Here is a 26,759-nt window from a genome sequence, read left to right on the forward strand (position 1 = left end):
GCGGCGGGTCGAGGACGAGATCGCGCTGACCCGCGACAAGCCGCCGATCGGCGCGCTGGCGGCGACGATGTGCCTTGAGCATTTCACCGCGATTCTCGCGCACCAGCTGGTCGCCAATCCCCGCCATCTGGCCGGTGGCGACGCAGAGGCCGCGGCGCTGTGGCGCTGGCACGCGATCGAGGAGATCGAGCACAAGGGCGTCGCTTACGACACCTGGCTGCACGCCACGCGCGACTGGCCGCGCTTTCGCCGCTGGTGGATCAAGACACTGGTGATGCTGATTACCACGCGCAAGTTTCTGGTCGGGCGCTGGGTCGGGATGCTCGACCTGCTGGCGCAGGACGGACTGAGCGGATGGCGGGTCAAGGCGCGGCTGCTGCACTATGCGCTGCTCCGCCCCGGCATGGCGCGCAAGGTGATGGGCGCGTGGATCAGCTTTTTCCTGCCGGGCTTTCACCCTTGGAATCACGACGATCGCGCGCTGATCGGCCGTGTGGACAGCGAATTCGCGATGGCGCGGGTCGGCGCCTGAGCGGCGAAGGACCGGAACCGGCCTGTCTGCCGTTTCCGGTCCACCCTGCCGGTCATGCGGCGATGGCGCGCTCCCTGCTGGTGGCGTGCCATTCGTGCAGGACGCAGCCAACATCATGGCCGCGCGCCAAACAGAGCCGGGGGCGCACGTCTCCCGTCGGCGTGAAGCCAAGCCGCGCCAGCAGGCGGGCCGAGGCCGGATTGTCGATGAAATGACCGGCGACCAGATGGCGGATGCCCAGGCTGGCGTGCAGACTTGTCAGCACGGCCCGGCCCGCTTCGGTCATCAACCCTCGCCCACGCGCACCGGTGCTCAGCCAATAGCCCAGCTCGCGCGTGCCCGCATCGTCGCGATGCACGCCGATGCCGCCGACCAGTTCGGGCCGGTCGCCGCAATGTTCGAAGATCAGGAAGCGCGGTTCGTCCACCGGCGCGGCGGATGCCAGAAACGCCTGTGCGTCAGCCAACCCGTAGGGCCAGGGCGCACGACTGAGCATCATGACGATGCCTTGATCGGCGATCGCACGGGCCAGCGCGGGCGCATCCTCCGGCCAGCCGGGGCGCAGCGTCAGGCGACGGGTTCTCACGAACATGGACATGCTCCTCCTTTCGGCCAGCCACCGGGCAACCGGGGCGGGCAGGGGTGGGGGGAGCAAGAAAAAAGGGAGCCGGGGCGGACCCGTCTCCCTTCCTGGATGGCTGGTTCCGTTGATCGGAACCCGGGTCAGCCCTGGTGGGCAACCCGGCCGGTTACCCGATTATTCGGCGGCTTCCGCCATCGGCTGCACCGCACAGAAAGTGCGGCCAAGCCGCCCGCGCGAGAACGCGACCTGACCCTCGGTCAGTGCGAACAGCGTGTGATCCTTGCCGATGCCGACATTGGCGCCCGGATAATATTTGGTGCCGCGCTGGCGAATGATGATGTTGCCCGGAATGACATGCTCGCCACCGAACTTCTTCACGCCAAGGCGCTTGCTTTCCGAATCGCGACCGTTGCGCGACGAGCCGCCAGCTTTCTTATGTGCCATTGCCTATACTCCTCGTGGCTCGCGATCAGGCTGCGTCGCCGATCGACACGATCTTGAGGATCGTGTGATTCTGGCGATGGCCGTTCTTGCGGCGATAATTATGACGGCGACGCTTCTTGAAAACGATCACCTTCTCGCCCTTTGCCTGGGCGATGATCTCGGCGGCCACGGTCAGGCCCGAAGCCGACTTCAGGTCGCTGCCTTCGCCGGCGAGCAGAACATCGTCCAGCGTGACCGAATCACCGGCCTCGCCGCCGATCTTCTCGACGACGATCTTGTCTCCTGCGGCAACGCGATACTGCTTGCCGCCCGTGCGCACGACTGCGAACATGGCCTAAAATCTCTTCCAGCAATACGATATCCCGCACCGAACACAGGGTTCGTGCGAGAGGGAAGGCGTCCGTTATGCAACGGGCGCGATTCTGTCAACCAATCGCGACACATTCGTTACGGATTAATGGCGATGAACCGGCTTCAGCCGGTAACCCCCGCCGGACACGCGATCGAACAGGCCCCCGATCGCCGGATGCTCGACAGGTTCATCGCTTTCGTCGGTAATCAGGTTCTGCTGGCTGACATAGGCGACATAGGATGATTCGCCGTTCTCGGCGAGCAGGTGGTAAAAGGGCTGGTCCTTGCGCGGGCGCACCGCCTCCGGAATCGCCTCATACCATTCCTCGGTATTGGCGAAGACGGGGTCGACATCGAACACCACGCCGCGAAAATCGAACAGGCGGTGGCGCACGACATCGCCGACATTGAAGCGCGCATGTGCGACCGGCGGCATCGCCATCGCAGCGTCGAGGGGCAGGGCAGGTGTGATCGATCGGTCCATGACAATGAATCTAGTGGTAATTCGCGTTCGCACAAGCAGGGGCTTGCAGGCTCCGGATCATTCGGCTAACGGCCCCACCTCATCCGATCGACCGGCCGCTTGCGGCTTACGGATACCCTCGCGGAGAGGTGGCAGAGTTGGTCGATTGTACCGCACTCGAAATGCGGCGTGCCCTAGCGGGCACCGTGGGTTCGAATCCCACCCTCTCCGCCATTTATCGGAAACCTGCCAACCTACTGGTATTGTGCCGCCGCTGCCCTTAACGGAACATCGATGAACGATATGGTTTCGACAGGCGCGGCGCGCCTTGAGCGGCGCATGGCGCGCGGGTGCGAGTTTCTGGGGTCGCGGGCCGCGATCCTGGGTGGTGCGATGTCCTGGGTCAGCGAACGCAATCTGGTCTCGGCGATCTCAAACGCTGGCGGCTTCGGCGTGATCGCGTGCGGCGCGATGACCCCCGATCTTCTGGATGCAGAAATCGCAGCGACGCGCGAGCGCACCGATCGCCCGTTCGGCGTCAACCTGATTACCATGCACCCCCAGTTGATGGACCTGATCGCGGTATGCGGCCGCCACAATGTCGGCCATGTCGTGCTGGCGGGCGGTCTGCCGCCCAAGGGGGCGCTTGAGGCGATCAAGGCGACGGGGGCGAGGGTCATCTGCTTCGCGCCCGCATTGTCGTTGGCAAAGAAGCTGATCCGCTCCGGCGTCGATGCGCTGGTGATCGAGGGGATGGAGGCCGGGGGCCATATCGGCCCGGTGTCGACCAGCGTGCTGGCGCAGGAAATCCTGCCCGAGGTCGCCGCGCAGGTGCCGGTGTTCGTCGCGGGCGGTATCGGTCGCGGCGAGGCGATTGCCGGCTATCTGGATATGGGCGCGGCGGGCGTTCAACTCGGCACGCGGTTCGTCTGCGCGACCGAATCAATCGCGCATCCCGATTTCAAGCGCGCGTTCATCCGGGCTTCGGCGCGCGACGCCATTGCCAGCGTTCAGGTCGATGCGCGCCTGCCCGTCATTCCCGTGCGCGCGCTCAAGAATGCGGGCACCGAATTGTTCACCGCCAAGCAGCGCGAAGTTGCCGCCAGCATCGACGGCGGCGGCGTCGAGATGGCGGAAGCGCAGTTGCAGATCGAGCATTATTGGGCAGGTGCGCTGCGCCGCGCGGTGATCGACGGCGATGTCGAGCATGGCAGCCTGATGGCGGGCCAGTCGGTCGGCATGGTGACAAGGGAAGAGCCGGTGGCCGATATCATCGATACGCTGATGGCGGAGGCGGCGGTCGCGCTCGACAAGCGGGCGACCTGAACATCCGACCCGTTTTGCGACCGGCCGAACAAGTTTCGTCAGTCGCTTAACGGCCTGTTAGGCATCCGGGGCGATTCTGTGGCGATACCAGGGAGTATCGCTTATGCCGCCCATCCGCCTCCGTCCGCTCGCGCTGGCCCTGTTGCCGCTGGCGCTGGCAAGCTGCGGCAAGTCCAGGACCGAGGTCGCGGCGGCGCCCCCGCCGCCGGCGCCCGCCGTGGTGGAGCAGCCGATGCCGCGTCCACCGCTCAGCGCCGCGACCAACCTGACGCTGCCCAGACCCGGTCCCGATGGCCGTTACCCGACGCCCAGCCGCAACCTGTCGCAACATGGCACCGCCTGGCACCTGCGCGCCGCGCTCAACGTTGCGGTGCTGCAATGCGCGCGCGCAGGTGAACCGATGGAGCAGCAATATAATGCCTTCCTCGCCACGCATAAGAAGGCGCTGTCGCAGGCGCATGACGGATTGAAAGCCGAATATCGGCGCCTGCATGGCAAGGCGTGGCAGGACCGGTTCGACGACGACATGACCCGGCTGTATAACTTCTATGCCCAGCCACCGGCACGTGCCGCTTTCTGTCAGGCGGCGGCGCCGCTGGTCGCCGCTGCGGCAATCACGCCCAACACGGGACTGGACGGGTTCGCTGCACCCGCGCTCGCGTCGCTCGACGTGCCGTTCACCGATTTCTATCGCGCCTATGACGCCTACCGAACCGACCTTGCCGCGTGGCAGGCGGGGCAGCGATCGGCGGTTCAACTGGCGACGGTCCAGGCCGTCGGTGTCGACCGCGCGCCGCGCCTGGCGGTGTCGGCCGACATATTGATGGGCGATACCAGCGTCGTGGCGGGCAACCGGATACGATATGCCGCACGCTGATGCGGCGCAGCATAAGTTGCGGCACGAGAGTGCTTTAGCACGCCCGCCCGATCTGTTACCGCTGTTTCATGCCAACAACCGCCGCCGCCGCCGCCCGCGAGATCCTCGTCCGCCTGCATGAGGTGATGGCCGCCCGGTCGGCGGCGCAGACCAAGCTGAACGGCGTGGTAAACATCATCGGCGAGGCGCTGGATAGCGAGGTCTGCTCGATCTATCTGCTGCGCGAGGGCGTGCTGGAATTGTTCGCAACGCGCGGGCTGGACGAACGCGCGGTGCATGTCACCAAATTGGCGCTGGGCGAGGGGCTGGTCGGCACCATCGCCAAGAATGTCGAGACGCTGAACCTCGACGAAGCCGCCGCGCATCCCGATTTCGCCTACCGTCCCGAAACGGGGGAGGACCGGTTCCACAGCTTTGCCGGCGTGCCGATCATCCGGCGGGAGCGGGCGGTGGGCGTGCTGGCGGTCCAGCATGTCGATCCGCGCCGCTATGCCGATGTCGAGATCGAGGCGTTGCAGACGGTCGCGATGGTGCTGTCCGAACTGATCGCCAATGCCGGGCTGATCGATGATGCGGCGTCCGATTCCACGCGGCCGCTGGCGACAGGACCGAACCGCATCGCCGGGTTCAAGCTGGTCGACGGCATGGGCGCGGGCGTCGCGGTCTTTCACCAGCCGCGCGTGGTGATCGAGCATATCCTGGCCGACGATGTCGAGGCGGAGCGTCGCCGCGTCTATGCTGCATTCGACAAGATGCGCGACCAGATCGAGCGCATGGCCAGCCAGGCCGAGTTCGGCGTCGGCGGCGAGCATGACGAGGTGCTCGAGACCTACAAGATGTTCGCCTATGACGAGGGGTGGGCGCGACGCATCAATGAAGCGATCGACAGCGGCCTGACGGCCGAGGCGGCGATCGAGCGCGTGCAGCAGCGCACGCGGATGCGGATGCGGGAGATTTCGGACCCGCTGCTCGCCGACCGGATGCACGATCTTGAGGATCTGTCGAACCGGCTGCTCAGGATCGTCGCGGGCCAACTGGGCACCGCCGCGCAGATGGGGCTGCGACAGGACACGGTGCTGATCGCGCGCAATCTGGGTCCGGCCGAGCTGCTGGAATATGATCGCCGCCGACTGAAAGGCGTGATCCTTGAGGAAGGGTCGCTGACCGCGCACGTCACCATCGTTGCGCGCGCAATGGGCGTGCCGGTGCTGGGCCGCGTGCGCGACGTCAAGCGCCTGATCGCCGAGGGCGACCGCATCCTGCTCGACGCAGGCGCCGAAGCGGTGATCGTTCGCCCCTCGACCGCGATGGAGGAGGTGTTCGAGGCGAGGATGGCGGTCGGCCAGAAACGCCGCGCCGCCTTTGCCGCGCAAAGGGGCGAGCCGCCGGTCACGCGCGACGGCACGCGGGTGACGCTGATGGTCAATGCCGGACTGCGCGACGATGTTGCCGCGCTGGACCTGACCGGCGCAGATGGCATCGGGCTGTTCCGCACCGAGTTCCAGTTTCTGGTGTCGGCGACGCTGCCCGCGCGGGAACGTCAACAGCGGCTGTATCGCGACGTCCTGGATGCAGCCGGCGACCGCCCGGTGATTTTCCGCACCGTCGATATCGGCGGGGACAAGGCGCTGCCCTATCTCGACCATGACGAGGATCATCTCGAGGAAAATCCGGCCATGGGCTGGCGTGCATTGCGTCTTGCCCTGGACCGCGAAGGATTGATGAAGGCGCAGGCGCGCGCGCTGCTGGAAGCAGGGGCGGGGCGGACGCTGAACGTCATGTTCCCGATGGTATCCGAACCCTGGGAGTTCGATCAGGCGCAGGCCTTGTTCGAAGCACAGCGTCGCTGGCTGGGTGAGCGCGGCAAGAAGCTGCCGATCGACGTGCGTTACGGCGCCATGCTGGAAGTGCCCGCGCTGGCCGAGGTGCTCGACCTGTTGCTGCCGCGGCTGGACTTTCTGTCGATCGGCACCAACGACCTGACGCAGTTCCTGTTCGCCGCCGACCGCGCGCACCCCAAGCTGGCGCTGCGTTACGATTGGCTGTCGGTGTCGATCCTGCGCTTCCTGCGCCGGGTGGTGCGGCCGATGCAGGCGGCGGGTAAGCCGGTTGCCGTGTGCGGCGAAATGGGCGGACGCCCGCTGGAGGCGATGGCGCTGATCGGGCTGGGCATCGAACGCCTGTCGATCACCCCGGCGGCGGTCGGGCCGGTCAAGGCGATGGTCCGTTCGCTGGACCTGCCGCGTCTGCGCGCCGACCTGGCGGCGATGCTGGACATGCCGTCCGGCCCGATCCGGCCGCAGCTGGAGGCATGGGCCGCGCGCCACGGCGTGGAACTGGCCTGATTTTTTCGGATTTGAACCGCGTGCCCCCCTCGATTGATCCGCATCAGCATTGTAAAGCCCCTGTCGACGGCGATTTCCCTGTCGCAACGGTCGCGCGTCGGAGAGCATGATGGTTGAAGAATCCGCTGGTCCGGTTACGTCCCCGATCCGCGAGCCTGTGGGCGAACGCCTGCGGATCGCGCGTGAGGATGCCGGGCTGACCCTGGCGGATATCGGCCAGCGCACCCGCATTCCGCTGCGCCATCTGGAGGCGATCGAGGCCTCGAAATACGCGACGCTGCCATCGATCACCTATGCGATGGGCTTTGCACGGGCCTATGCCCGCACTGTTGGAGCGGACGAAGTGGCCATCGCCCACGACCTGCGCGGCGAACTGGCGACGACATGGGAACCGCGGCCGCGCCACGAACCCTATGACCCCGTCGAACCGGCGCGCGTGCCGCCGCGTGGCGTGGCGCTGGCGGGTGTGCTGGTCGCGGTCCTGATCCTGCTGGGCGTCGGCCTGTGGTATGGCACGTCGCTGTTCCGCGGGGAGGACGCGCCCGAAGTGGCATCGGCCGCGCCGGTCGCCGAGACGGCGGCGGGGCCGACGGCACCTGTCGCGGCGCCAACCCCGCAGCCCGTGGGAAGGGTCACGCTGACCGCCACCGACGAGGTTTGGGTCCGCATCTATAACGCTGCGGACGACACGCTGCTGATAAAGACGATGCAGCCCGGCGAGACCTTTGACGTGCCCGCCGATGCCGAGCGCCCGATGATTAATGTCGGCCGTCCCGACAAGCTGACCGTCGCGATCGACGGACAGGCGGTGCCCCCGCTTGGCAGCGGCGAGCGGGCGATCAAGGATGTCGGCATCAGTGCCGATGCACTGCGCGCGCGCGGCACCGCCACCGGCGCCTGAGCAGGGCAGCTTAATGCTGGCGACAGGGTGCGGCCTCTACTAAGCTGGAAAGCGTAACCGTCACCGGGGGGTGCGAGAAGTCCATGAACCGTTTGTTCGCCGTTTTGATGTTGTCCGGCACAGCCATGCTGGCCCAGCCCGTCGCTGCCCAAACTGTCGTGGAGGCACGGGTCGACCGGCTGGAGCGGGAAATGCGCGCCGTCCAGCGCAAGGTCTTTCCCGGCGGCGCCGGCCAGTTGATCGAGCCGCAGATCACCGCGCCGCAATCATCGCCGTCGACGCCCGGCGCCCCGGCGACCAGCGCGGTCGCCGACTTGAACGCGCGCGTCAGTTCGCTTGAATCGCAATTGTCGTCGCTGACGGGCCAGATCGAGCAGAACCAGTATCAGCTTCGCCAGCTGGAACAGGCCTTCGAAGCCTATAAGCGTTCGACCGACGCAAAGCTGGCAGCGCCCGTTGCCGCCGCCGCGCCGGGAACCGGCACGGCACTTGCCGCGTCGGGCGACACCCGCATGGCCGCCCCGCCGCGCATCGACGCCCCCGCTGCCGCCGAACCCGCCGCCGCCGGGCGCGTGGCCGGCGTCGAGCGGCCGTCGACTGGGGATGCGGGGGAGGATGATTACACATATGGTTATCGCCTGTGGGCGGCAAAGGCGTATCCGCAAGCGGCGGCGGTTCTGAAAAAGGTCGTTGCCGACCACCCGAACCATCGCCGCGCCAGCTTTGCCCAGAACCTGCTGGGTCGCGCCTATCTGGACGACGGCAAGCCCAGTCTTGCGTCGATCGCCTTCTATGACAATTACAAGAAGATGCCCGATGGCGAGCGCGCGCCCGACAGCCTGTATTATCTGGGGCAGGCGCTGATCCAGCTCAAGAAGCCGGCCGATGCCTGCAAGGTCTATGACGAGCTGACCGACGTTTATTCGGGCCGGATTTCCGCCAGCATGAGCGCGGACATCGCGCAGGCACGCACCGCTGCCAAATGCGGCTGACGCACTGACGCCCGATGCGGCCATGGTCGCGCGGTTTCGCGGCGACCTGTCCGCGCTGTGCGCCGTCGATCGCGATCGATTGCTGGTTGCGGTGTCGGGCGGCGGCGACAGCGTTGCGTTGCTGCTGCTGGCCCATGCGGTGCTGGGCGAGCGGTGTCTTGCCGCGACGGTCGATCATGGCTTGCGCGCCGAATCGGCGGCGGAGGCAGCGTTCGTCGCCGAGCTGTGCCGCGCACGGGGCATTTCGCACCGCACGCTGACCGGCGTGTTTCCGGCGCGTGCGGAGGGCAGCGCCAATCTGTCGGCGCGTGCGCGGGCGCTGCGATACGCGTTGCTGGAGGCCGAGCGCGAGCGGGTCGGCGCAGCGGCGATCGCGACGGCACATCACGGCGACGATCAGATCGAGACGCTGGTGATGCGGCTGAACCGCGGGTCGGGCGTGGGCGGACTGGCGGGCGTGCGGGCGCGAAGCGGCGTCGTCATCCGGCCGCTGCTGGCTTGGCGACGCAGCGAACTCGCCGCCGTTGCGGCTGCCTGTGGGATTGAGCCGGTGGACGATCCCACCAATCACGACGACCGTTTCGACCGCGCGCGGATTCGCAAATCGCTGACCGATGCGCCGTGGGTCGAACCGGCGGGATGGCAACGCAGCGCCGCCGCGCTTGCCGATGCAGCGGATGCGCTCGACTTCGCGGTCGAGACGCTTTGGCGACAGCGGTGCACGGCGTCCGGCGACGGCGTGGTCATCGATGTCGACGGCCTGCCCTTTGAACTGCGGCGGCGGCTGGTCATCCGTGCCGCGTCCACGACGCAACGCGACATCGTGCTGCGGGGCGGGCAGGCGGCGGCGCTGGTCGCGCGGCTGGAGCGCGGCGAATCGGGCATGGTCGGCGATGTGCTGGTGACGATCGAACCGGGGGCCGCCGGGGCGCCCCGCTGGCGGCTGGCAATGGCGCCGGCGCGTAGTTCGTCCCGCCGGTCAGGCTGACCGGCGGCGTTGCGTCCAGTCGATCACTCTGATCGGCGCTGTTCCATTGCCATTAACCCGGCGGCGCCTATGTTGCATGGCGACGAGAGGTAATTTCGACCGATGAACGACAACGACAAGCAGCCCGAACCGAACGGCAACGGCAATCCGTGGATGCGGAGCCTGATGATCTGGGTGGGCATTCTGCTCGCGCTGGCCCTGTTCGTGACGATGTTCGACGGCCGTTCCGGCCAGGCGGCGGGCAGCACGATCCCCTATTCAACCTTCCTCGACCGCGTTGAGGAAGGGCAGGTGCGCGAGGTCAACGTATCGCCCGATTCGATCAGCGGGACGCTGACCAACAGCGAACGGTTCCGCACCGCCACGCCCAACGATCCGCAATTGATCCAGCGCTTGCGCGAACGCGGCGTGGTCATCAACGCCCGTCCCGAAGAAGGGCCGAACATCTGGATGGTGCTGCTGTATCAATCGCTGCCGTTCCTGCTGTTCCTTGGCATCGCCTTTTTCGTGCTGAGACAGATGCAGAAGGGCGGCGGCAGCGGCGGCGCGATGGGGTTCGGCAAGTCGCGCGCGAAATTGCTGACACAGAAGGAAGGCAAGGTCACGTTCGATGACGTTGCCGGCATTGACGAGGCGCGCGAGGAGCTGGAGGAAGTTGTCGAGTTCCTGAAGGACCCGACCAAGTTCGCGCGTCTGGGCGGCAAGATCCCCAAGGGTGCGCTGCTGGTCGGTTCGCCCGGCACCGGCAAGACGCTGCTCGCCCGCGCGATCGCGGGTGAAGCGGGCGTGCCGTTCTTCACCATTTCGGGTTCGGACTTTGTCGAGATGTTCGTCGGCGTCGGCGCCAGCCGCGTGCGCGACATGTTCGAACAGGCGAAGAAGTCGGCGCCCTGCATCGTTTTCATCGACGAGATCGACGCGGTGGGCCGCCATCGCGGCGCGGGCCTGGGCAACGGCAATGACGAGCGCGAACAGACGCTGAATCAGCTTCTGGTCGAAATGGACGGTTTCGAGGCGAACGAAGGCATCATCATCGTCGCGGCGACCAACCGCCCCGACGTGCTCGACCCTGCGCTGCTGCGTCCGGGCCGTTTCGACCGTCAGGTCGTGGTGCCGCGCCCCGATATCGAGGGGCGCATCAAGATCCTGGAAGTGCATATGAAGAAGGTGCCGCTGGCGCCCGATGTCGATGCACGCGTCATCGCGCGCGGCACGCCGGGCTTTTCGGGCGCGGACCTTGCCAACCTGGTCAACGAGGCTGCTTTGATGGCGGCGCGCAAGTCCAAGCGCCTGGTCGCGATGCAGGAGTTCGAGGAAGCCAAGGACAAGGTCATGATGGGCGCCGAGCGGCGTTCGATGGTCATGACCGATGATGAAAAGCGCATGACCGCCTATCATGAGGCGGGTCACGCCATCGTCAGCATCCACGAACCCGCGTCGGACCCGATCCACAAGGCGACGATCATCCCGCGCGGTCGCGCGCTGGGCATGGTCATGCGCCTGCCGGAGCGCGACAGCTACAGCTATCACCGCGACAAGATGTATGCGAACCTGGCCGTGGCCATGGGTGGGCGCGTGGCGGAGGAGATCATCTTTGGATACGACAAGGTGTCGTCGGGCGCCAGCGGCGACATTCAATATGCGACCGGGCTGGCTCGCGACATGATTACCAAATGGGGCATGTCGGACAAGGTCGGCCCCGTCGAATATGCCCAGCCCGAGGGTGAGAGCTTCCTGGGTTATTCGGCGGCACAACCCCGGCACATGTCGAACGAGACGGCGCAGATCATCGATGCGGAAATCCGCGCGACGGTGGAAGGCGGCCTGACGCGCGCACGCGACGTGCTGACCGAACATATCGATCAGCTTCATCTGCTGGCGGGCGCGCTGCTCGAATATGAGACGTTGAGCGGCGACGAGATCAAGCGCCTGATCGCGGGCGAGGATATCGACCGGCCGGAGCCGGGCGCGGGTCTCAAGCCCGTCGTAGCGGCGGGCACGTCGATCCCCAAGACCCGGCGGCCCAAGGGTCCTTTCGGCTCGCCGCAACCGGCCTGACCGCGCGTGACCACCATGACGTATCACCAGCCCCGTCGCGCATTCGCGGCGGGGCTTTCGTTTGTCCTAGCATTCTTCGCTGCCGTGCCGGCGCTGGCACAGGACGAGGAGGATCGCCGCCCCCTTCGCACGCGCGTCGGACTGGGCCCGCAACTGGTGCCCAGTTTTCCGGGTTCGGAACGCGTCAGCCTCAGGCCGTTCATCGACGTATCGCGCGCGCGGGGCGATGACGATTTCGCGTTTGAAGCGCCGGATGAAAGCGCGGGTTTCCCGCTGCTGCGCGCCGAGCGGCTGTCGGTTGGTCCGTCGATCGGAATCGAAGGCCGGCGGCGCAGCGACGATGTGGGCGGCGTGCTGTCCGAAGTCGGCTTTACCGTCGAAGTCGGCGGATTCGTTCAGTATCAGGTGAGCGACGCGGTCCGGTTGCGGGTCGAGGGGCGCAAGGGGCTGGGTGGCCATCGCGGCTGGATCGGCATGGTCGGCGCCGATTATGTCATGCGCGATCATGACCGCTGGCTGGTGTCGATCGGCCCGCGCGTCACGCTGGCCGACAACCGTTACATGGACGCCTATTTCGGGGTGACGCCCGACGATGCCGCGCGTTCGGGGCTGAGCGCCTATGATGCGGGCGGCGGCGTGCAGGCGGTCGGCGCGACGCTGGGCGTGCTGCGGCAATTATCCGACCGCTGGGGCATCAGCGGCTATGCCAAATATGACCGGCTGGCGGGCGACGCCGATGATTCGCCCGTTGTCGACAGCTTTGGATCGCGCAATCAGCTGTCGGGCGGTATCGCGCTCAGCTATACCTTTGATTGACCGGCGGGGCGGCGGACGCCTAACGCTGCTCGCATGACCATTCATGTCCTTTTGACCGGCGCCAGCCGCGGCATCGGCGCGGCGATTGCCGATGCCATCGGCGGCACTCCAGATGTGCGGCTGGCCCGGCAGGCGACGCGCCAGTTCCTCGCCGCCGATTTCGCCGATCCTGCGGCACCCGCCGACCTTTGGACGCGCGCGCTGGATGAACTGGACGGCCGCATCGACGTGCTGGTCAACAATGCCGGCGTGTTCGAGGCCTCGCCGCTGGATGCGCCACATGGGCAATGGGTCGATCAGTGGGAGCGCACCATGCGCGTCAACCTGACCGCCAGCGCCGAATTGTGCCGGCTGGCGGTGCGCCACTGGCAGGATGCGGGGCGCGGCGGCCGGATCGTCAACATCGCCAGCCGCGCCGCCTATCGCGGCGACAGCCCCGCGCACTGGCATTATGCCGCGTCAAAGGCGGGGATGGTCGCAATGACCAAATCGATCGCGCGCGGCTATGCCGGGCAGGATATTCTGGCCTTTGTGATCTGTCCCGGTTTCACGATGACCGGCATGGCGGAGGATTATCTGGAGAGCCGCGGCGGCGACAAGCTGCTGGCCGATATTCCGCTGGGCCGGGTCGCCAGCCCCGATGAGGTCGCGGGGGTCGCGCGTTTCTGCGCGCTCGATGCCCCGCCGTCGATGACCGGCGCGGTGCTGGACGTGAACGGTGCGAGTTTCGTGCGATGAGCGACAGCTGGAAGATCACGCTGCCCTGCACGCGGGCGGAGGCCGAGGCGATTGACCCCGAAGGCGCCGCCTTTGCCGCGATGGCCGCGCCGCCGGTGCTGATGACGCGCGAGCTGACCGAGGACGATGTCGAGGATTGGGTGCTGGAGGCCTATTTCCAGGACAAGCCCGGAAAGCGCGAGATCGCCATTCTCAGGTCACTGGTCCCCAGCGCGGGCGATGCGGCGGTCAAGCCCGAGCATATCGCCGAACAGGATTGGGTGACGCTGAGCCAGGCCGGGCTGGAGCCGGTCGGCACCAGCCGCTTTTATGTCCACACCAGCGCCAATCGCGGTGAAGTGCCGGATGGCGCGCGCGCCTTTCATATCGAAGCCGGGCTGGCGTTCGGCACCGGGCATCATGAAACGACGACCGGCTGCCTGATGACGCTGGAGCAGATGCGCGCATCGGGTGCGGTCGTCCGCAACCTGATCGACGTGGGGACCGGCACCGGCTTGTTGGCGTTCGCCGCGATGCACCTGTGGCCGCGCGCGCGGGCGACCGCTTCGGACATCGACCCCATCTCGATCGACGTCACACGCGAAAATGCCGGCGTGAACGGCGTCGCACTGGGGGAGGGGCCGAACCGGCTGGCGCTGGCCGTCGCGCCGGGCATGGCGCACCGGCTGATCGAACAACGGGCGCCCTATGATCTCGTGCTGGCCAACATCATCGCCGCGCCGCTGATCGAACTGGCGCCAGTGATCGGCGCGGCGACGGCGCCGGGCGGCACGGTCATTCTGGCGGGGCTGCTCGACCGGCAGGCCGATGCCGTGGCGCGCGCCTATCGCCAGGCGGGTTTCCGGCTGGCCGGGCGGGTGCAGCTAGGCGACTGGCCGACGCTCCGCATGGTCCGGCGCGCGATCCGCTGAAATCCGATTCCGGCCCGCGTCTTTTGACTGGTAAAGAAGTCGATCGGCGCGGACCAGAAAATCGGATGCCATTTCCCCGGGGCGAAGCGTGGCGACGCCCAGGCTGACCGTGATCGCCTGCTCGGCAAGCGGTACGGCGGCGATTGCCGACCGGACACGCTCGACCGCGATCAGCGCCGCGTCATCGGCGGTCGTCGGCATGGCCCAGCCAAACTCCTCGCCCCCCAGCCGCCCGGCGAAATCGGTTTCGCGGATCGTGCGCGCAATGCGATTGCCCAGTGCACGCAGCACCGCATCCCCCATGGGGTGCCCCCATTGGTCGTTGATGCGCTTGAAATGATCGACATCGAACAGCGCCATCGACAGCGGCGCGCCGTAACGCTGGCTACGCGCGACCTCGGCATCCAGCCGCGAGAGGAAGTGACGGCGCGTATCCAGCCCGGTCAGTTCGTCGCGCGTCGCCAGTTCGAACCATGCCTGTGACGCGCGGCCCAACTGGGCCATGCTGCGCGCGCGGGCCGAAAGCTCGATCGGGTCGACGGGTTTTCGCAGAAAATCATTGGCGCCCGCCTCCAGCATCCGCACCATCATTTCCGACCCCGCATTGCCGGTCACGACGATGACCGGCACCATTCCGCCCGGTTCGAGCATCCGCAGGCGTCGGACAAAGGTTTCGCCGTTCATGCCGGGCATGGCGTAATCGAGCAGAACCAGATCGGGTCGTTCGCGCTCGCACCATGCCAATGCCTCGACCGGGTCAGTGAAGCCGACCGGCTCCAGACCGTTTCCTTCGACCAACGCGCACATCAGTGCCAGATTGACGGCGACATCGTCGACGATCAGCACGCGCGATCCGTGCATCAGGCAGCCTGTCCCATGCCGCGGCGCCGATCGATCGCGGCCATGGTCGCGCGGGCGGCGTCGAGCAGTTCGTCAGCCAGCGGTGACAATGGTCGATCGTCCGCACAGGCACCTTCGATCCGGCAGGCGACATCGGCCAGCCAGTCGGCGCCGATGTTCAGCGACGCGCCCTTCAAGGCGTGAGCCTCTGCGGCCACGGCCATACGGCTGTCGATCGCGATCAGCCGTGCGATGACCGGGGGTCGCGCGGTGACTTCATCGGACATCATGTCTAGCAAACGCGCGACGTTGCCGGCGCCGATACTCGCGGTCAGCGTGTCGAGCTTGGCGGTGTTCAGCGCGGCGGCGGCCTCCGCTGGCGGCGGCGGCTGGACAGTGGCGGCGGTGACGGGTTCGTCGGCAATGGCGCGCAGTTGCGCCGACAATCGGGCACTGTCGACCGGCTTGTTGAGCAGCGCGCTCAATCCGGCATTCTCATACAGGACCCGACGTTCGGGCGCGGCATCGGCCGTCAGCGCGATGATCGGCACGTCGGCATTCGGCCCGTTGCCGCGCCGGATCGTGCGTGTCGCGGTCAGTCCGTCCATCTCGGGCATCTGCATGTCCATCAGGATTACGTCGAACCGCCGTGTCGCGGCGGCTTCGACCGCCAACCGCCCGTTTTCGGTGCAGACGATCTCATGCCCGTCGCGGCGCACCAGCGCCGTGACCAGCGCGCGGTTGATGGCATTGTCCTCGGCCAGCAGGATCGACAGCGACCGGCTAGGCCGGGGCGCTGCGGTTGGTGCGGGTGCGGTGGCGATGCCCGGCGCCTCAAGCTGCACCTCGAACGCAAAGATTGCACCCTGGCCGGGCCGACTTTCGATGGTGATCTGCCCGCCCATCGCCTCGACCAGGCGACGTGAGATTGCAAGGCCAAGGCCCGTGCCACCGAACCGCCGCGTCGTCGATGCGTCGGCCTGAACGAACGGTTCGAACAGGCGCGGCAGCGCATCGGGATCGATCCCGACCCCGGTATCTGCGACGCGCCAGCGGGCGATGCGGGTGGCTCCGTCATGGCGCAGGTCGAGCGTCACGTCGACACTGCCCGATGCCGTGAACTTGATCGCGTTGCTCACCAGATTGGCGACGATCTGGCGCAGCCGAACCGGGTCGCCGCGCGCGCGCAGGTCGCGGCCCACCGGCACCGACAGGTTCAGGTTCAGTCCCTTGCTCGATGCGCCGTGGTGGAACAGGTCCAGCGTCGTGCGCGCCAGTTCGCCCAGATCGAAATCGATGCGTTCCAGCGTCAGCGCGCCCTTTTCAATCTTCGAGAAGTCGAGCACATCGTCCAGCACCGTCATCAGCAACGTGGCCGACTGCTCCAGATTTTCGAGATAGCGCTGCTGTTCGGCGGGATCGGGATCGGCGCGGAGCAATTCGATCATGCCCAGAACGCCGGTCATCGGCGTGCGGATTTCATGGCTCATCGTCGCAAGGAATGCACTCTTGGCCTCGGCCAGCGCGCGCGCTTCGTCACGCGCGGCGATCAGCGCGGCTTCGGCGGCGGCCTCGTCGGTCACGTCGCGGAACACGCCGACGATACCGAGCACTTCGCCATCGGGCGCGATTTCAGGCTGGCCCGACGATTCGACGCGGCGCACCTCTCCATCGGCGCGAATGATGCGGGCGCGAAACGACCATGGCGCGCCTTGCGCCAGCGCGGTTTCGACATGGGCGACGATCTGGGCGCGGTCGTCGGGATGATAGACGTCGATCGCGCGGTCCAGTTCGGGCGTGTCGCCGGACGCGCGGCCATGGATGCGATGCACCTGTTCGGACCAGAACAATGTCCGGTCCCGCGCGTCCAGACGCCAATGGCCGATCCCGGCCATCCGCTCCGCCATGCTCAGCAGACGCAGGCTTTCCTGCAGCTGCCCGACAGCGCGCGCCGATTCGATCTCTGCGGTGCGGCGTCGCGACACGTCGCGCACGCTGGCGACGATGCCCGACGCTGCTCCGGCATGGTCGCGGATCAGGCGATAGCTGGCCTCCAGCCAAACATGATCGCCGTCGCGGCGGCGCTGGCGATAGATGCAGGTGGGGTTTTCAACACCGTCCAGCAACGATGCGCGGCACCGGACGACCATCGCCTGATCGTCCGGGTGCACGTCATCTTCGGCGCGCCGGCCGACCAGTTCGTCGGGCGCATAACCCAGGATCGTCGTGGCGGCGGGCGAAACATAGGTTCGCAGTCCGTCGAGGTCGAGGCGGACGATCATGTCGCTCGAATGGTCGGCCAGCAGCCGATATTGCCGCTCACGCGTCCGCAACCGGGTGAGCAGCCGTTCGCGTTCCACCAGCGTTGCCGCGACCGGCAGGGTCGATACGACCGCGACTGCCAGGAATGCCTGCAGGAACAGGATCCGCTCACCCGGTATCGCGAATTGCGCCGTGATCGGACCCTGCCCGTTCAACGTCAGCCATGATGCGATGGCGGCAAGGATCAGGATCGATCCCGTCGCGCCCATGAAACGCAGGCGGAACGCCGCGACGGTCAGGACCGGCAGCAGCAGGAACAGGACCGGGTAGCGCGACTGGCCGAAAATCAGCGCGGTCAGGATCGCGACCGCCGCCATGACGACAGCCGCTTCGATCCGCTTGCCGGCCTTGAACTGCGCCCGGCAATCGGGGTTGCACGCCGCCAGCACGATCGGCCCGACGATCAACATGCCCAGCGCATCGGCCGCGAACCAGTGGAGCGCGACCGACCAGGCATCGCCCCCGGCGATCATCGCCAGGGCCAAGCCGCCGCTCGCCGCGCCGATGATCGGCGCGATGCCCCCCGCCAGCACCATGAACTTCGCCAGATAGCGCGGCGAGAACACCGGCTCCTCGCTTCGTGCAAATCGGTGCATCAGCGCGAGCGCGGTGACAACCTCCAGAAGGTTCGCGCCCGCCAGCGACAGGATGATCCCGGTGGGGCTGCCGGTCACGAAATTGGCAGCGATCAGGCTGAAATAGGTGACGACCAGCGATGCCGGGCGGGGCAGCGCGGCAAAGCGCAGCAACAGCGCCGTCACTGCGGCGTTGGCAAGCCACAGCGGCGCATACCCCCATCCGCTGCGCGCCAGCGACAGCCCGAACCACGCCAGTCCGAATACCAGCACGGCGATGCCCGCCATTGCGGGGATGGCGCGGTCGGGCAGAAGGCGGCGGCGCGAAATCACGCGCGCGTCAGCTTTGGGCCGGTGCGGCGATCGGGGGACAGACGACCGTTCACCAAAGCCTCCTCGCATTCGCCCGCGATGTCGGAGAGGGCGGGGTGCGCCCCCTCCGACGGGGCAGTTCGAACCGTTTGGCTGAACGGCTCTGATCGGCGTCGCAGGGAGACGGCTCCGACTGTTTTAATGTGTAAAAAGACCGGCAGCGGCGCAGCAATCACCCGTTCGGGTCACGGGCGGACGTCGTGCAGCATCAACACCGCCTGTGTGCGGTTGACCACGTCCAGCTTGCGAAGGATCGCCTTGACGTGCTGTTTGATGGTGATTTCCGACAGGCCGAGTTCGAAGGCGATCTGCTTGTTCAGCCCGCCGCCGCGCATCGCGCGCAGCACGCGCGCTTCCGCCGGTGTCAGCGTCGCGAGCCGCGCTTCGGCGCCATCGGGTGCGGCGGGTTGCAGGCCCGGCGTGAAATGCGTGCCGCCCCCCACAACGGTTCGGATCGCGTCGATCAGCCGCTCGATCGGCGCGGCCTTGGAAACAAATCCCGCCGCGCCGTTGGCGGCCGCGCGCGCTTCGGCGTCAGGCCGGTCGGTGCCGCTGACGATCAGGATCGGGGTCGAAGGGCGGCCCCGCGCCACGTCGATCAGGCTGGCGATTCCCTGACTGTCGGGCAGACCCAGGTCGAGGATCACCAGGTCAACCGACCGTGTTTCCGCCAGCACATCGGCAAGACTGCCCGCCTGCACCACTTCGCTATCGGGCGCGACCAGTCCCAGCGCGATACGCGCGGCTTCCCGGCACATGGGATGGTCGTCGGCAATGATCGCGCGCAAGGTCATGCATGTCTCCCCATGACCCTCCTAACCCGTTGATTGCAGGGCGTCAGCGATAAAATCAGCCGATCTTGCCGAACTTCGTTTCATATTGATTGCGCTGGCCTGCGGCGAGCAGCCGCGCCTGCTCGTGCCAGCGGTCGCGCGTCATGCGCCCGCTCAGCGGACCCAGTTGCCCGTCAATCCCGGCGGCCTGTTCGTCGGAGAGGGCGGCGAGCGCGGCGATGTCGGTCACGCCCAGTTCGGCAAGCATCGCCGCAGCCTTTGGCCCCAGCCCCTTCAGCGTGGTGAGGTCGCCCGCCGATGCGGCAGCGACAGGCGTTGCCGGCACGACATCGGCGATCGGTGGCGGCGCAGGCGCGACGGGCGGGGGTGGGGGCGCCACCGGTTCGACCGGCACGGGCGGCATCATGGTAGGCTGGACCACATTGGCGAGCGCGTTGTCGCCGTCGGACGGGCCGTCCGACAGGCTGCCGCCGTCGACTTCCACCGTTGCGCCACGCGCTTCCAGATCGGCTTCGCTCGCCTTGCGCTGATGCCAGCGTTTCTGACCCCACCAGATCATCAGGATCGTCAGCACGATGGCGATCGCGATCATCACCAGATGCGTGATCGTGACCGGCATCATGGTTTCGGCCGCACCGGCGGGCGTGGTCGATGCGATCGTATCGGCGGCGGCTGAAGAACTGGAGCTGGCCATGGCGATCCCTTGATAAAATGCGCGTTGGATGACGGACGTTCTACGTGCCTTCGCGTTCCACTTCACGCCAGCCGATATCGCGGCGGCAGAAGCCGGTCGGAAACGCGATCCGATCGAGCGCGGCATAAGCGGCCGCCTGGGCCGCGGTGACGCGCTCGCCGGTCGCCGTCACGGCCAGCACGCGCCCGCCGCTGGACACCAGCCGGTCGCCGTCCATCCACGTGCCCGCCTGAAACACCGTCGCGCCGGTCGCTTCGGCCCGGTCGATCCCGTCGATCGTCCCGCCGGTTTCGGGCGTGGCGGGATAGCCGCGCGCTGCCATGACAACCGTCAGCGCCGTCTTGTCGGAAAAGACCGGCGCCGTCGCATCGCCCAATTGCCCGCGCGCGACCGCCAGCAACGTGGGCAGCAGGTCGCTGTCCAGCCGCGCCATCAGCACCTGGCATTCGGGGTCGCCGAACCGGCAATTATATTCGATCAGCTTCGGCCCCGTATTGGTCAGCATCAGCCCAGCATAAAGCACGCCGGAATAGGGTGTGCCCTCCGCCGCCAGCGCCGCGACGGTCGGGCGGATGATCTCGTCGATCGCGCGGCGTTCCAGCGCGGGGGTCAGCACCGGGGCAGGGGAATAGGCGCCCATGCCGCCGGTATTCGGGCCGGTGTCGCCGTCGCCCACGCGCTTGTGATCCTGGGCCGATCCGAACGCCATGATCGCGTCGCCGTCGGTCAGCACGAACAGGCTGGCTTCCTCGCCGCTCAGAAACTCCTCGATCACTGCTTCGCCGCCGGGTTCGGCGAACAGCGCGGTCAGCGCCACCTCTGCCTCCTCATGCGTCATGGCGATGGTCACACCCTTGCCCGCAGCCAGCCCGTCGGCCTTGATGACCACCGGCAGGCCGAAGGGGGACAGCGCGACGCGTGCCGCTTCGATATTGTCGACGCGGGCATAGCCGGCGGTGGGAATATCGAAGCGGGCGCACAGGTCCTTGGTAAAGCCCTTCGACCCCTCAAGCTGGGCCGCCGCCTTGGACGGGCCGAACACCGCGAACCCGGCGGCGCGCAGATCGTCGGCCAGTCCCGCGACCAGCGGCGCTTCGGGACCGACCACGACCAGATCGACCGTGCGCGCGCGACAGAAATCGACGACGGCGGCATGGTCCTCGACCTTCAGCGGCACCAGCTCGGCGTGATTGGCGATGCCGGGATTGCCCGGCGCGGCAAACAGCGTATCGAGGTGCGGCGATTGCGCCAGCTTCCATGCGAGCGCATGTTCACGCCCCCCCGATCCGATCAGCAGGACGTTCATGCCCGATCCCTTTTCCATGTCCGACGACGATGACAAGCCCGGCCTGTTAGCCGAGGGGCGGCCCGGCGACAACGCCGCTCCGATGAGTGTCGGCGAACTGTCCGGTCGATTGAAGCGGCTGGTCGAGGGGGAGTTCGCGCACATCCGCCTGCGCGGTGAGATTTCGGGATATAAACGCGCGGCATCGGGCCATGTCTATCTGTGCCTGAAGGACGAAAGCGCCGTCATCGACGCGGTGATGTGGCGCGGATCGGCGGTCAGCCTGGCCTTTGCCCCCGCCGACGGGGTAGAGGTGGTCGCGACCGGGCGGCTGACCACTTATCCCGGCCGGTCGAAATACCAGATCGTGATCGAGCGTATGGAACTGGCGGGCGAAGGCGCGCTGATGGCGCTGCTGGAGCGCAACAAGGCGCGGTTCGAGGCGGAGGGGCTGTTCGCCAGGTCGCGCGCGCGTGCGCCCTTGCCCTTCATGCCGCGTGTCATCGGCGTCGTCACATCGCCCACGGGCGCGGTCATTCGCGACATTCTGCACCGGCTGGGCGAACGCTGCCCCAGCCATGTCATCGTCTGGCCAGTCAAGGTGCAGGGCGATGGCGCGGCGAACGAAGTCGCGGCCGCCGTGCGCGGGTTCGACGCGATGCCGGTAGACGGCCCGGTCCCGCGCCCCGATCTGGTCATCGTCGCGCGCGGCGGCGGGTCGATCGAGGATCTGTGGGCCTTCAACGAGGAAGCCGTGGTCCGCGCGGTCGCGGGTTGTTCGATCCCGATCATCTCGGCGGTCGGGCACGAGACCGACACGACGCTGTGCGACTACGCCGCCGACCTGCGCGCGCCGACCCCCACCGCCGCTGCCGAGATCGCGGTGCCGGTCCGCGCCGAACTGGTCGAGCAGGTGACGATGCTGGGCCTTCGCACCGAACGCTGCGTGCGGCGCTATTACGAACGTGGGGCCGAGAAGCTGGCGGCGCTGGCGCGTGTCCTGCCGCGCCGCGACGCGCTGCTGGGACCGCAGCGCCAGCGCGCCGACGATGCCGGTGCCCGGCTGGTGCGCGGGCTGGAGCGGCGGCTGACGGTGGCGCGCGGTCAGCTCGACCGGTCAGGCGCGGTGCTGCGGCCCGCGCTGCTCGACCGGCGGATCGAGCGGGCGGGGGCGGCGCTGTCGTCGGCGGCGCGCGCGCTGGCGGCGAACGATCCCGGAAAGCCGCTGGAGCGCGGCTATGCCTATGTCGAGGCGCGGGTCGGCGGGCGCGTCGTCGCCGATACCGCCGCCGCGCGCGCGGCCGGGGCGCTGCGCCTGCACTTCAAGGACGGGACCGTGGACGCGCGGGTTGAGCGCGGCGGTGGTCGAGCCTACACTGTCGACACACCCGAACAGCCCGACCTTTTCTGATGGACCCCGCGATCCGGGGAGAGAGTGCATTGCCGATGTTGATGTCGAACGCCAGCCGGGCCGCCCGCCTGCATTACATGGCCAACAGTTTCCGGCTGTTGTCGCCGGGCGATCATGTGGTCTGCGCGGTGTCGGGTGAGCGCATCCCGCTCGACAGCCTGAAATATTGGAGCGTGGCGCGGCAGGAAGCCTATGCCAGCGCCGAAATCGCCACGCGGGCGATGACCGCCGCGTGATCGGCCGCACGCTGACGCTGATGCTGGCGGGGGGCTGTGCCGCGATCCCGCCGGCGATCGACCGCGCGCCCGTTGCGGCGCCCGTCGCTCGCCCGGCGCCGTCCGCGCCCGCACCGGTGCAGCGTCCGGCGATGCGCTTCGCCTTTTCGGGCCGGATGATTCAGGGTGGGACGGTGCTCGGCACCGCTCCTGCCGGAACCGTCCGCCTGACGCTGGACGACAAACCGGTGCCGGTCGCCGCCGATGGCCGTTTCCTGATCGCCTTTGACCGTGATGCGGGACCAGGCGCGCGGCTGGTCGCGACGCGCGATGACGGAGAAATGCTCGACCAGCGCCTGACGGTCGCGCCGCGCGCCTGGCGGATCGAGCGGCTGCCCACCCTGCCGCGCGTGTCGCAACCCAGCGCCGAGTTCCGCCGCCGCCGCGCGCCCGAACTGGCGCGAATCGTTGCGGCACGGGCCAGGGATACCGGCGCCGATGGCTGGCGCCAGGCGTTCGAATGGCCGACGACGGGGCGGATTTCGGGCCTGTTCGGGTCGCAGCGCATCTATCGCGGTGAACCCGGCGCCTATCATTCCGGCGTCGATGTCGCGCGCCCGACCGGCACCCTGGTCAAGGCGCCTGCCGATGGCGTGGTGATCCTCGCCACCGACCGCCCCTTCACGCTGGAGGGCAATCTGCTGATGCTCGACCACGGCATGGGCCTGAACAGCGCGTTCCTGCACCTGTCACGCATCGACGTGGCCGAGGGCGATCGCGTGCGGCGCGGCCAGACCATCGGCGCGATCGGCGCGACGGGCCGCGCGACCGGCCCGCACCTGCACTGGGGCATGAAATGGCGCGACGCCCGCATCGACCCGCTGCTGATCGCGGGACCGATGCCGGGGGGCAATAACAAATAGTCCGGCCCGCGACGGACGCACTGCTAAAGATTCGGCAACTATCGGCCGTTACAACGACAACGTGGATGCAATCACCGGAGGCCTTGCGCTGCAACCCTTGTTGGAGCCGTTTTCAGCGGCAACGGGCCGCGTGAACGACTGGCGCGGGCATTGCATCGAGGCGTTTGCGCGCGCGGAAACGGCAGCAACCGAATGTCTGGTGACGCTGGCGGAGGTGCCGGAGCGGGGCGCGTCAATAAGCCTGCCGCATCTGGTCGGCCAGCGGTTCGAGGCGCTGCACAATGCCATTTCCGCCGAGGGGGCGTTTCACGAAGAGGGTAAGGGCTGTTTGGCCGCCCTTATCCGTTTGCGCGAGCATGGCTCACTGCGGAACGCCCTATGCCATGGCACGGCCCGGGTCACAATCGACCGGAAAAGCGAATGGACCGTTGTTCTAAAACTCGTCACCTTTCGATCGAAAGGGCTGGCGAGAGAAACGCTAGCTTTGACCGAGTTCGAAGGTGAGGCGTTGCGGAAAGATATCTGGCACGCCGCACAGACACTGAGTTCGCAACTGGGCAATTTGCGAAAAAAGTTCGCCTAGCCCGCCGTCGCCCGCCGCGCATCCACCAGCGCGATTGCCTTTTGGACCGCCGCCTCGATCGACAGGAAACTCGTGTCGAGCAGCGCGGCGTCGGCGGCCTGGCGGAGCGGGGCTTCGCTGCGGCGGCTGTCGCGGTCGTCGCGGGCGCGGATGTCGGCCAGCACGCGGTCGAAGCTGACGTCGATGTCGTGGCGCTTCAATTCGTCGTGCCGCCGGCGCGCGCGGATCATCGGGGTTGCCTTGACGAACAGCTTGGCGTCGGCATCGGGCGCGATGACGGTGCCGATGTCGCGCCCGTCGAGCACCGCGCCGCCCGGCTGCTGGGCGAAACGCTTCTGCCGTTGCAAGAGGGCGGATCGCACCAGCGGGTGCGCCGACACGATCGAGGCGGTCTTGCCGATATGGTCGCTGCGAAGCTCAGCCGATTCGAGCAGTGATTCGTCGAAATCGCACATCGCCACCACATCGCCCTCCCGCGCGGGGTCCAGCCCCTCGGCCAGCACGCGCGCGGCGACCGCGCGATACAGCAGGCCGGTGTCCAGGTGCGGCAGCCCGTAATGGCGCGCCAATGCCCGCGCGATGGTGCCCTTGCCCGATGCGGCGGGGCCGTCGACGGCGATAATCATGCGTCGATCCAGTCGGGCGCGGCGCCCAGCCGGGCGGCGGTGGCGACGAAATCCGGGTAGCTGGTGGCGATCGGCGCGCCGTCGTCGATCACGACCGGGCGCTTCGAATGCATCCCCGCCACCGCCATGCTCATGGCAATGCGGTGGTCGAGCAGCGACGCGACGCGCGCCTCGCCGGTGCCCGCCAGCGGCTCCCCATCGCGGCCGTCGATCGAAAGGCCGTCCTCATGCTCCTCGACCGACACACCCGCCAGCGTCAAGGCGGCAGCCATGGCGGCGATGCGATCCGATTCCTTGACGCGCAGTTCATGCGCCCCGCGCGCGACCGTGCGGCCACGGGCGAATGCGGCGGCGACGAACAGCACGGGATATTCATCGATCATGCTCGGCGCCAGATCGGCGGGCACCTCGATCGCCGACAGCGGCGCATGGCGGACCCGCAGGTCCGCGACTGTCTCGCCGCCCACATCGCGTTCGTCCAGCGCCTCGATCGATGCGCCCATCATGCGAAGCGCGGTCAGCAGGCCCGTGCGCGTCGGGTTCATCAACACGTTGCGGATCAGCACGTCCGACCCCGGCACGATCGACGCCGCCACCATCCAGAACCCGGCGGAGGACGGGTCGCCGGGCACGTCGATATCCTGTGGCCGAAGCTCCGCCTCACCCCGGATCGAGATGACGTCGCCCTCGACCGTCAATTCCGCGCCGAAGCCGCGCAGCATCCGCTCGCTATGGTCGCGGGTGGGCACGGGCTCGATGACGCGGGTGATACCCGGCGTGTTCAACCCGGCCAGCAGTACCGCCGACTTCACCTGCGCCGAGGCCACCGGCAGCCGGTATTCGATGGGCACCGCCGGGCACAGGCCCCGCATGGTCAGCGGCAGGCGGTCGCCGGGACTGGCGGTAAAGCTGGCCCCCATGCGCGACAGCGGTTCGGTGACACGGCCCATCGGGCGGCGCGACAGGCTGGCATCGCCGGTAAAGGTGGCGGTGATCGCATGGCTGGCGACCAGGCCCATCAGCAACCGGGTCGAGGTGCCCGAATTGCCCATTTCCAGCGCGGTGTCCGGTTGCAACAGGCCGCCGACACCCACGCCGGCCACGCGCCATTCGCCATCCGCGCGGCGTTCGATCTGCGCGCCCATCGCCCGCATCGCGGCGGCGGTGGCCAGCACGTCCTCCCCCTCCAGCAGGCCGCGGATACGGCTTTCGCCGACGGCCAGCCCGGCGAACATCAAGGACCGGTGGCTGATCGACTTGTCGCCGGGCACCGTCACTTCACCGGTCAGCGGTCCGGCAGCGGCGATCGATAGCGGGCGGGGCGGAACATTGGCTTGCATGGGCGCGGGCTTTTGACAGGGGCCTCGCACTATGGCAAGGCGCCAGCCAATTCGATGGCCCTGATAAGGCCCGAAATCCTCATCCCGATCCGAAAGGCGATACGCGGCATGGTCAAGCCGGAATGGGGCACGAAGCGTTCGTGCCCGAAATGCGGAACCCGCTTCTACGACCTCCAGAAGGACGAACCCGTTACCTGCATCAACTGCAGCTATGCCTGGGAGCCGGAGCCGATCCTGAAGTCCAAGCAGCCGCTGCCGTTCGAGGCGGTGAAGACCGAAAAGGTCAAGGACAAGGAAGCCGATTCGGATCTGGGTGACGATCTGGACATCGACACCGAGGACGACGACACCCCTGCCGATGACGATGTCGATCTGGGCGGCGACGACGATCTGGGCGTCGACACCGGCGACGACGACGACGAAAGCTGAGAATTGCCGAGAACCGGGAAAGCTG

The 26,759-nt window shown here is 67.5% G+C and carries 27 protein-coding genes and 1 tRNA gene; 17 read left to right on the top strand and 11 right to left on the bottom strand.

Annotated features, from left to right (window positions below; all coding sequences use genetic code 11):
• Positions 1–532: metal-dependent hydrolase (locus tag VL973_RS04420; RefSeq protein ID WP_325282819.1), on the top strand; the 532-nt coding region annotated here is incomplete at its 5' end.
• Between the two features lie 52 nt (positions 533–584).
• On the opposite strand, the gene VL973_RS04425 is transcribed toward VL973_RS04420, so the two are convergent.
• From VL973_RS04425 to hspQ, 4 genes are all read right to left on the bottom strand, one after another.
• Positions 585–1,124 carry a GNAT family N-acetyltransferase gene (locus VL973_RS04425; protein WP_325282820.1) on the bottom strand — a complete coding sequence of 180 codons (540 nt, stop codon included), beginning with the start codon at positions 1,122–1,124 and terminating at the stop codon, positions 585–587.
• Positions 1,125–1,289: 165 nt separating this feature from the next.
• Complete coding sequence (gene rpmA, locus VL973_RS04430; protein WP_325282821.1) at positions 1,290–1,559, bottom strand: 50S ribosomal protein L27; 270 nt, start codon at positions 1,557–1,559, stop codon at positions 1,290–1,292.
• Positions 1,560–1,584: 25 nt separating this feature from the next.
• Positions 1,585–1,890 carry a 50S ribosomal protein L21 gene (gene rplU / locus VL973_RS04435; RefSeq protein WP_325282822.1) on the bottom strand — a complete coding sequence of 102 codons (306 nt, stop codon included), beginning with the start codon at positions 1,888–1,890 and terminating at the stop codon, positions 1,585–1,587.
• A 123-nt stretch (positions 1,891–2,013) separates the two neighbouring features.
• Complete coding sequence (hspQ, locus tag VL973_RS04440; protein WP_325282823.1) at positions 2,014–2,394, bottom strand: heat shock protein HspQ; 381 nt, start codon at positions 2,392–2,394, stop codon at positions 2,014–2,016.
• Positions 2,395–2,516: 122 nt separating this feature from the next.
• Between hspQ and VL973_RS04445 the strand changes: the two genes are divergently transcribed.
• The 11 genes from VL973_RS04445 to VL973_RS04495 all read left to right on the top strand — a co-directional run bounded on the left by VL973_RS04445 (position 2,517) and on the right by VL973_RS04495 (position 14,325).
• Positions 2,517–2,607 (top strand) — tRNA-Ser (locus tag VL973_RS04445).
• A 60-nt stretch (positions 2,608–2,667) separates the two neighbouring features.
• The gene (locus VL973_RS04450) at positions 2,668–3,699 is read left to right on the top strand and encodes an NAD(P)H-dependent flavin oxidoreductase (protein WP_325282824.1); all 1,032 of its coding nucleotides are present in this window, start codon (positions 2,668–2,670) and stop codon (positions 3,697–3,699) included.
• Positions 3,700–3,802: 103 nt separating this feature from the next.
• Complete coding sequence (locus tag VL973_RS04455) at positions 3,803–4,576, top strand: hypothetical protein (RefSeq protein ID WP_325282825.1); 774 nt, start codon at positions 3,803–3,805, stop codon at positions 4,574–4,576.
• Between the two features lie 68 nt (positions 4,577–4,644).
• Complete coding sequence (gene ptsP / locus VL973_RS04460) at positions 4,645–6,921, top strand: phosphoenolpyruvate--protein phosphotransferase (protein WP_325282826.1); 2,277 nt, start codon at positions 4,645–4,647, stop codon at positions 6,919–6,921.
• 109 nt (positions 6,922–7,030) lie between these two features.
• On the top strand, positions 7,031–7,822 hold the full coding sequence (locus VL973_RS04465) for a helix-turn-helix domain-containing protein (protein WP_325282827.1): 792 nt from the start codon (positions 7,031–7,033) through the stop codon (positions 7,820–7,822).
• An 83-nt stretch (positions 7,823–7,905) separates the two neighbouring features.
• Positions 7,906–8,814, top strand: coding sequence for a tetratricopeptide repeat protein (locus tag VL973_RS04470; RefSeq protein WP_325282828.1), 909 nt, complete (start codon positions 7,906–7,908; stop codon positions 8,812–8,814).
• A 22-nt stretch (positions 8,815–8,836) separates the two neighbouring features.
• Positions 8,837–9,802, top strand: a complete 966-nt coding sequence (gene tilS / locus VL973_RS04475; RefSeq protein ID WP_325282829.1) for a tRNA lysidine(34) synthetase TilS — start codon at positions 8,837–8,839, stop codon at positions 9,800–9,802.
• A gap of 102 nt (positions 9,803–9,904) precedes the next feature.
• Positions 9,905–11,860 (top strand): ATP-dependent zinc metalloprotease FtsH, encoded by a 1,956-nt coding sequence (ftsH, locus tag VL973_RS04480; RefSeq protein ID WP_325282830.1) that lies wholly within the window; start codon positions 9,905–9,907, stop codon positions 11,858–11,860.
• A gap of 15 nt (positions 11,861–11,875) precedes the next feature.
• A complete protein-coding gene (locus VL973_RS04485; protein WP_325282842.1) occupies positions 11,876–12,676 on the top strand; it encodes a MipA/OmpV family protein in 801 nt (266 codons plus the stop codon).
• 33 nt (positions 12,677–12,709) lie between these two features.
• Complete coding sequence (locus VL973_RS04490; protein WP_325282831.1) at positions 12,710–13,414, top strand: SDR family NAD(P)-dependent oxidoreductase; 705 nt, start codon at positions 12,710–12,712, stop codon at positions 13,412–13,414.
• Entirely contained in the window at positions 13,411–14,325 is a 915-nt protein-coding gene (locus tag VL973_RS04495) for a 50S ribosomal protein L11 methyltransferase (protein WP_325282832.1), read from the top strand. The genes VL973_RS04490 and VL973_RS04495 overlap by 4 nt, the downstream gene beginning before the upstream one ends.
• Here VL973_RS04495 and VL973_RS04500 read toward each other — a convergent pair.
• From VL973_RS04500 to purD, 5 genes are all read right to left on the bottom strand, one after another.
• Positions 14,278–15,186, bottom strand: coding sequence for a diguanylate cyclase (locus tag VL973_RS04500; RefSeq protein WP_325282833.1), 909 nt, complete (start codon positions 15,184–15,186; stop codon positions 14,278–14,280). The two genes, VL973_RS04495 and VL973_RS04500, sit on opposite strands and share 48 nt — an antisense overlap.
• Positions 15,186–18,395: a PAS domain S-box protein gene (locus VL973_RS04505; RefSeq protein ID WP_325282834.1), complete on the bottom strand. Its 3,210-nt coding sequence runs from the start codon at positions 18,393–18,395 to the stop codon at positions 15,186–15,188. Before VL973_RS04505 ends, VL973_RS04500 begins: the two co-directional genes overlap by 1 nt.
• A gap of 224 nt (positions 18,396–18,619) precedes the next feature.
• On the bottom strand, positions 18,620–19,228 hold the full coding sequence (locus VL973_RS04510; RefSeq protein ID WP_325282835.1) for a response regulator transcription factor: 609 nt from the start codon (positions 19,226–19,228) through the stop codon (positions 18,620–18,622).
• Positions 19,229–19,283: 55 nt separating this feature from the next.
• On the bottom strand, positions 19,284–19,922 hold the full coding sequence (locus tag VL973_RS04515; protein ID WP_325282836.1) for a hypothetical protein: 639 nt from the start codon (positions 19,920–19,922) through the stop codon (positions 19,284–19,286).
• 40 nt (positions 19,923–19,962) lie between these two features.
• The gene (gene purD / locus VL973_RS04520) at positions 19,963–21,228 is read right to left on the bottom strand and encodes a phosphoribosylamine--glycine ligase (protein ID WP_325282837.1); all 1,266 of its coding nucleotides are present in this window, start codon (positions 21,226–21,228) and stop codon (positions 19,963–19,965) included.
• Between purD and xseA the strand changes: the two genes are divergently transcribed.
• The 4 genes from xseA (at position 21,227) to VL973_RS04540 (ending at position 24,339) form a co-directional block, all read left to right on the top strand.
• Entirely contained in the window at positions 21,227–22,618 is a 1,392-nt protein-coding gene (gene xseA, locus VL973_RS04525) for an exodeoxyribonuclease VII large subunit (RefSeq protein ID WP_325282838.1), read from the top strand. The genes purD and xseA overlap by 2 nt on opposite strands.
• Positions 22,619–22,653: 35 nt before the next feature.
• Positions 22,654–22,854, top strand: coding sequence for a DUF2093 domain-containing protein (locus VL973_RS04530; protein ID WP_325282843.1), 201 nt, complete (start codon positions 22,654–22,656; stop codon positions 22,852–22,854).
• A gap of 20 nt (positions 22,855–22,874) precedes the next feature.
• Complete coding sequence (locus VL973_RS04535) at positions 22,875–23,756, top strand: M23 family metallopeptidase (RefSeq protein ID WP_325282844.1); 882 nt, start codon at positions 22,875–22,877, stop codon at positions 23,754–23,756.
• Between the two features lie 130 nt (positions 23,757–23,886).
• Positions 23,887–24,339, top strand: a complete 453-nt coding sequence (locus VL973_RS04540) for a hypothetical protein (protein WP_325282839.1) — start codon at positions 23,887–23,889, stop codon at positions 24,337–24,339.
• On the opposite strand, the gene cmk is transcribed toward VL973_RS04540, so the two are convergent.
• On the bottom strand, positions 24,336–24,965 hold the full coding sequence (gene cmk, locus VL973_RS04545) for a (d)CMP kinase (RefSeq protein WP_325282840.1): 630 nt from the start codon (positions 24,963–24,965) through the stop codon (positions 24,336–24,338). The genes VL973_RS04540 and cmk overlap by 4 nt on opposite strands.
• Complete coding sequence (aroA, locus tag VL973_RS04550) at positions 24,962–26,305, bottom strand: 3-phosphoshikimate 1-carboxyvinyltransferase (RefSeq protein ID WP_325282841.1); 1,344 nt, start codon at positions 26,303–26,305, stop codon at positions 24,962–24,964. The genes cmk and aroA overlap by 4 nt, the downstream gene beginning before the upstream one ends.
• 108 nt (positions 26,306–26,413) lie before the next feature.
• On the opposite strand from aroA, the gene VL973_RS04555 reads away from it, so the two are divergent.
• Positions 26,414–26,734: a TIGR02300 family protein gene (locus tag VL973_RS04555; protein WP_325282845.1), complete on the top strand. Its 321-nt coding sequence runs from the start codon at positions 26,414–26,416 to the stop codon at positions 26,732–26,734.
• The last annotated feature ends 25 nt before the right edge of the window (positions 26,735–26,759 follow it).

The sequence above is a fragment of the Sphingomonas sp. genome, assembly GCF_035490575.1.
Classification (GTDB): Bacteria; Pseudomonadota; Alphaproteobacteria; order Sphingomonadales; family Sphingomonadaceae; genus Sphingomonas.

What these genes read in the sequence shown, in the direction of transcription:
- VL973_RS04425 (WP_325282820.1), bottom strand. Translation starts at nt 1,124, where the DNA reads ATGTTCGTGAGAACCCGTCGCCTGACGCTGCGCCCCGGCTGGCCGGAG.
- rpmA (WP_325282821.1), bottom strand. Translation starts at nt 1,559, where the DNA reads ATGGCACATAAGAAAGCTGGCGGCTCGTCGCGCAACGGTCGCGATTCG.
- rplU (WP_325282822.1), bottom strand. Translation starts at nt 1,890, where the DNA reads ATGTTCGCAGTCGTGCGCACGGGCGGCAAGCAGTATCGCGTTGCCGCA.
- hspQ (WP_325282823.1), bottom strand. Translation starts at nt 2,394, where the DNA reads ATGGACCGATCGATCACACCTGCCCTGCCCCTCGACGCTGCGATGGCG.
- VL973_RS04450 (WP_325282824.1), top strand. Translation starts at nt 2,668, where the DNA reads ATGAACGATATGGTTTCGACAGGCGCGGCGCGCCTTGAGCGGCGCATG.
- VL973_RS04455 (WP_325282825.1), top strand. Translation starts at nt 3,803, where the DNA reads ATGCCGCCCATCCGCCTCCGTCCGCTCGCGCTGGCCCTGTTGCCGCTG.
- ptsP (WP_325282826.1), top strand. Translation starts at nt 4,645, where the DNA reads ATGCCAACAACCGCCGCCGCCGCCGCCCGCGAGATCCTCGTCCGCCTG.
- VL973_RS04465 (WP_325282827.1), top strand. Translation starts at nt 7,031, where the DNA reads ATGGTTGAAGAATCCGCTGGTCCGGTTACGTCCCCGATCCGCGAGCCT.
- VL973_RS04470 (WP_325282828.1), top strand. Translation starts at nt 7,906, where the DNA reads ATGAACCGTTTGTTCGCCGTTTTGATGTTGTCCGGCACAGCCATGCTG.
- tilS (WP_325282829.1), top strand. Translation starts at nt 8,837, where the DNA reads ATGGTCGCGCGGTTTCGCGGCGACCTGTCCGCGCTGTGCGCCGTCGAT.
- ftsH (WP_325282830.1), top strand. Translation starts at nt 9,905, where the DNA reads ATGAACGACAACGACAAGCAGCCCGAACCGAACGGCAACGGCAATCCG.
- VL973_RS04485 (WP_325282842.1), top strand. Translation starts at nt 11,876, where the DNA reads ATGACGTATCACCAGCCCCGTCGCGCATTCGCGGCGGGGCTTTCGTTT.
- VL973_RS04490 (WP_325282831.1), top strand. Translation starts at nt 12,710, where the DNA reads ATGACCATTCATGTCCTTTTGACCGGCGCCAGCCGCGGCATCGGCGCG.
- VL973_RS04495 (WP_325282832.1), top strand. Translation starts at nt 13,411, where the DNA reads ATGAGCGACAGCTGGAAGATCACGCTGCCCTGCACGCGGGCGGAGGCC.
- VL973_RS04500 (WP_325282833.1), bottom strand. Translation starts at nt 15,186, where the DNA reads ATGCACGGATCGCGCGTGCTGATCGTCGACGATGTCGCCGTCAATCTG.
- VL973_RS04510 (WP_325282835.1), bottom strand. Translation starts at nt 19,228, where the DNA reads ATGACCTTGCGCGCGATCATTGCCGACGACCATCCCATGTGCCGGGAA.
- VL973_RS04515 (WP_325282836.1), bottom strand. Translation starts at nt 19,922, where the DNA reads ATGGCCAGCTCCAGTTCTTCAGCCGCCGCCGATACGATCGCATCGACC.
- xseA (WP_325282838.1), top strand. Translation starts at nt 21,227, where the DNA reads ATGCCCGATCCCTTTTCCATGTCCGACGACGATGACAAGCCCGGCCTG.
- purD (WP_325282837.1), bottom strand. Translation starts at nt 21,228, where the DNA reads ATGAACGTCCTGCTGATCGGATCGGGGGGGCGTGAACATGCGCTCGCA.
- VL973_RS04530 (WP_325282843.1), top strand. Translation starts at nt 22,654, where the DNA reads ATGTTGATGTCGAACGCCAGCCGGGCCGCCCGCCTGCATTACATGGCC.
- VL973_RS04535 (WP_325282844.1), top strand. Translation starts at nt 22,875, where the DNA reads ATGCTGGCGGGGGGCTGTGCCGCGATCCCGCCGGCGATCGACCGCGCG.
- cmk (WP_325282840.1), bottom strand. Translation starts at nt 24,965, where the DNA reads ATGATTATCGCCGTCGACGGCCCCGCCGCATCGGGCAAGGGCACCATC.
- aroA (WP_325282841.1), bottom strand. Translation starts at nt 26,305, where the DNA reads ATGCAAGCCAATGTTCCGCCCCGCCCGCTATCGATCGCCGCTGCCGGA.
- VL973_RS04555 (WP_325282845.1), top strand. Translation starts at nt 26,414, where the DNA reads ATGGTCAAGCCGGAATGGGGCACGAAGCGTTCGTGCCCGAAATGCGGA.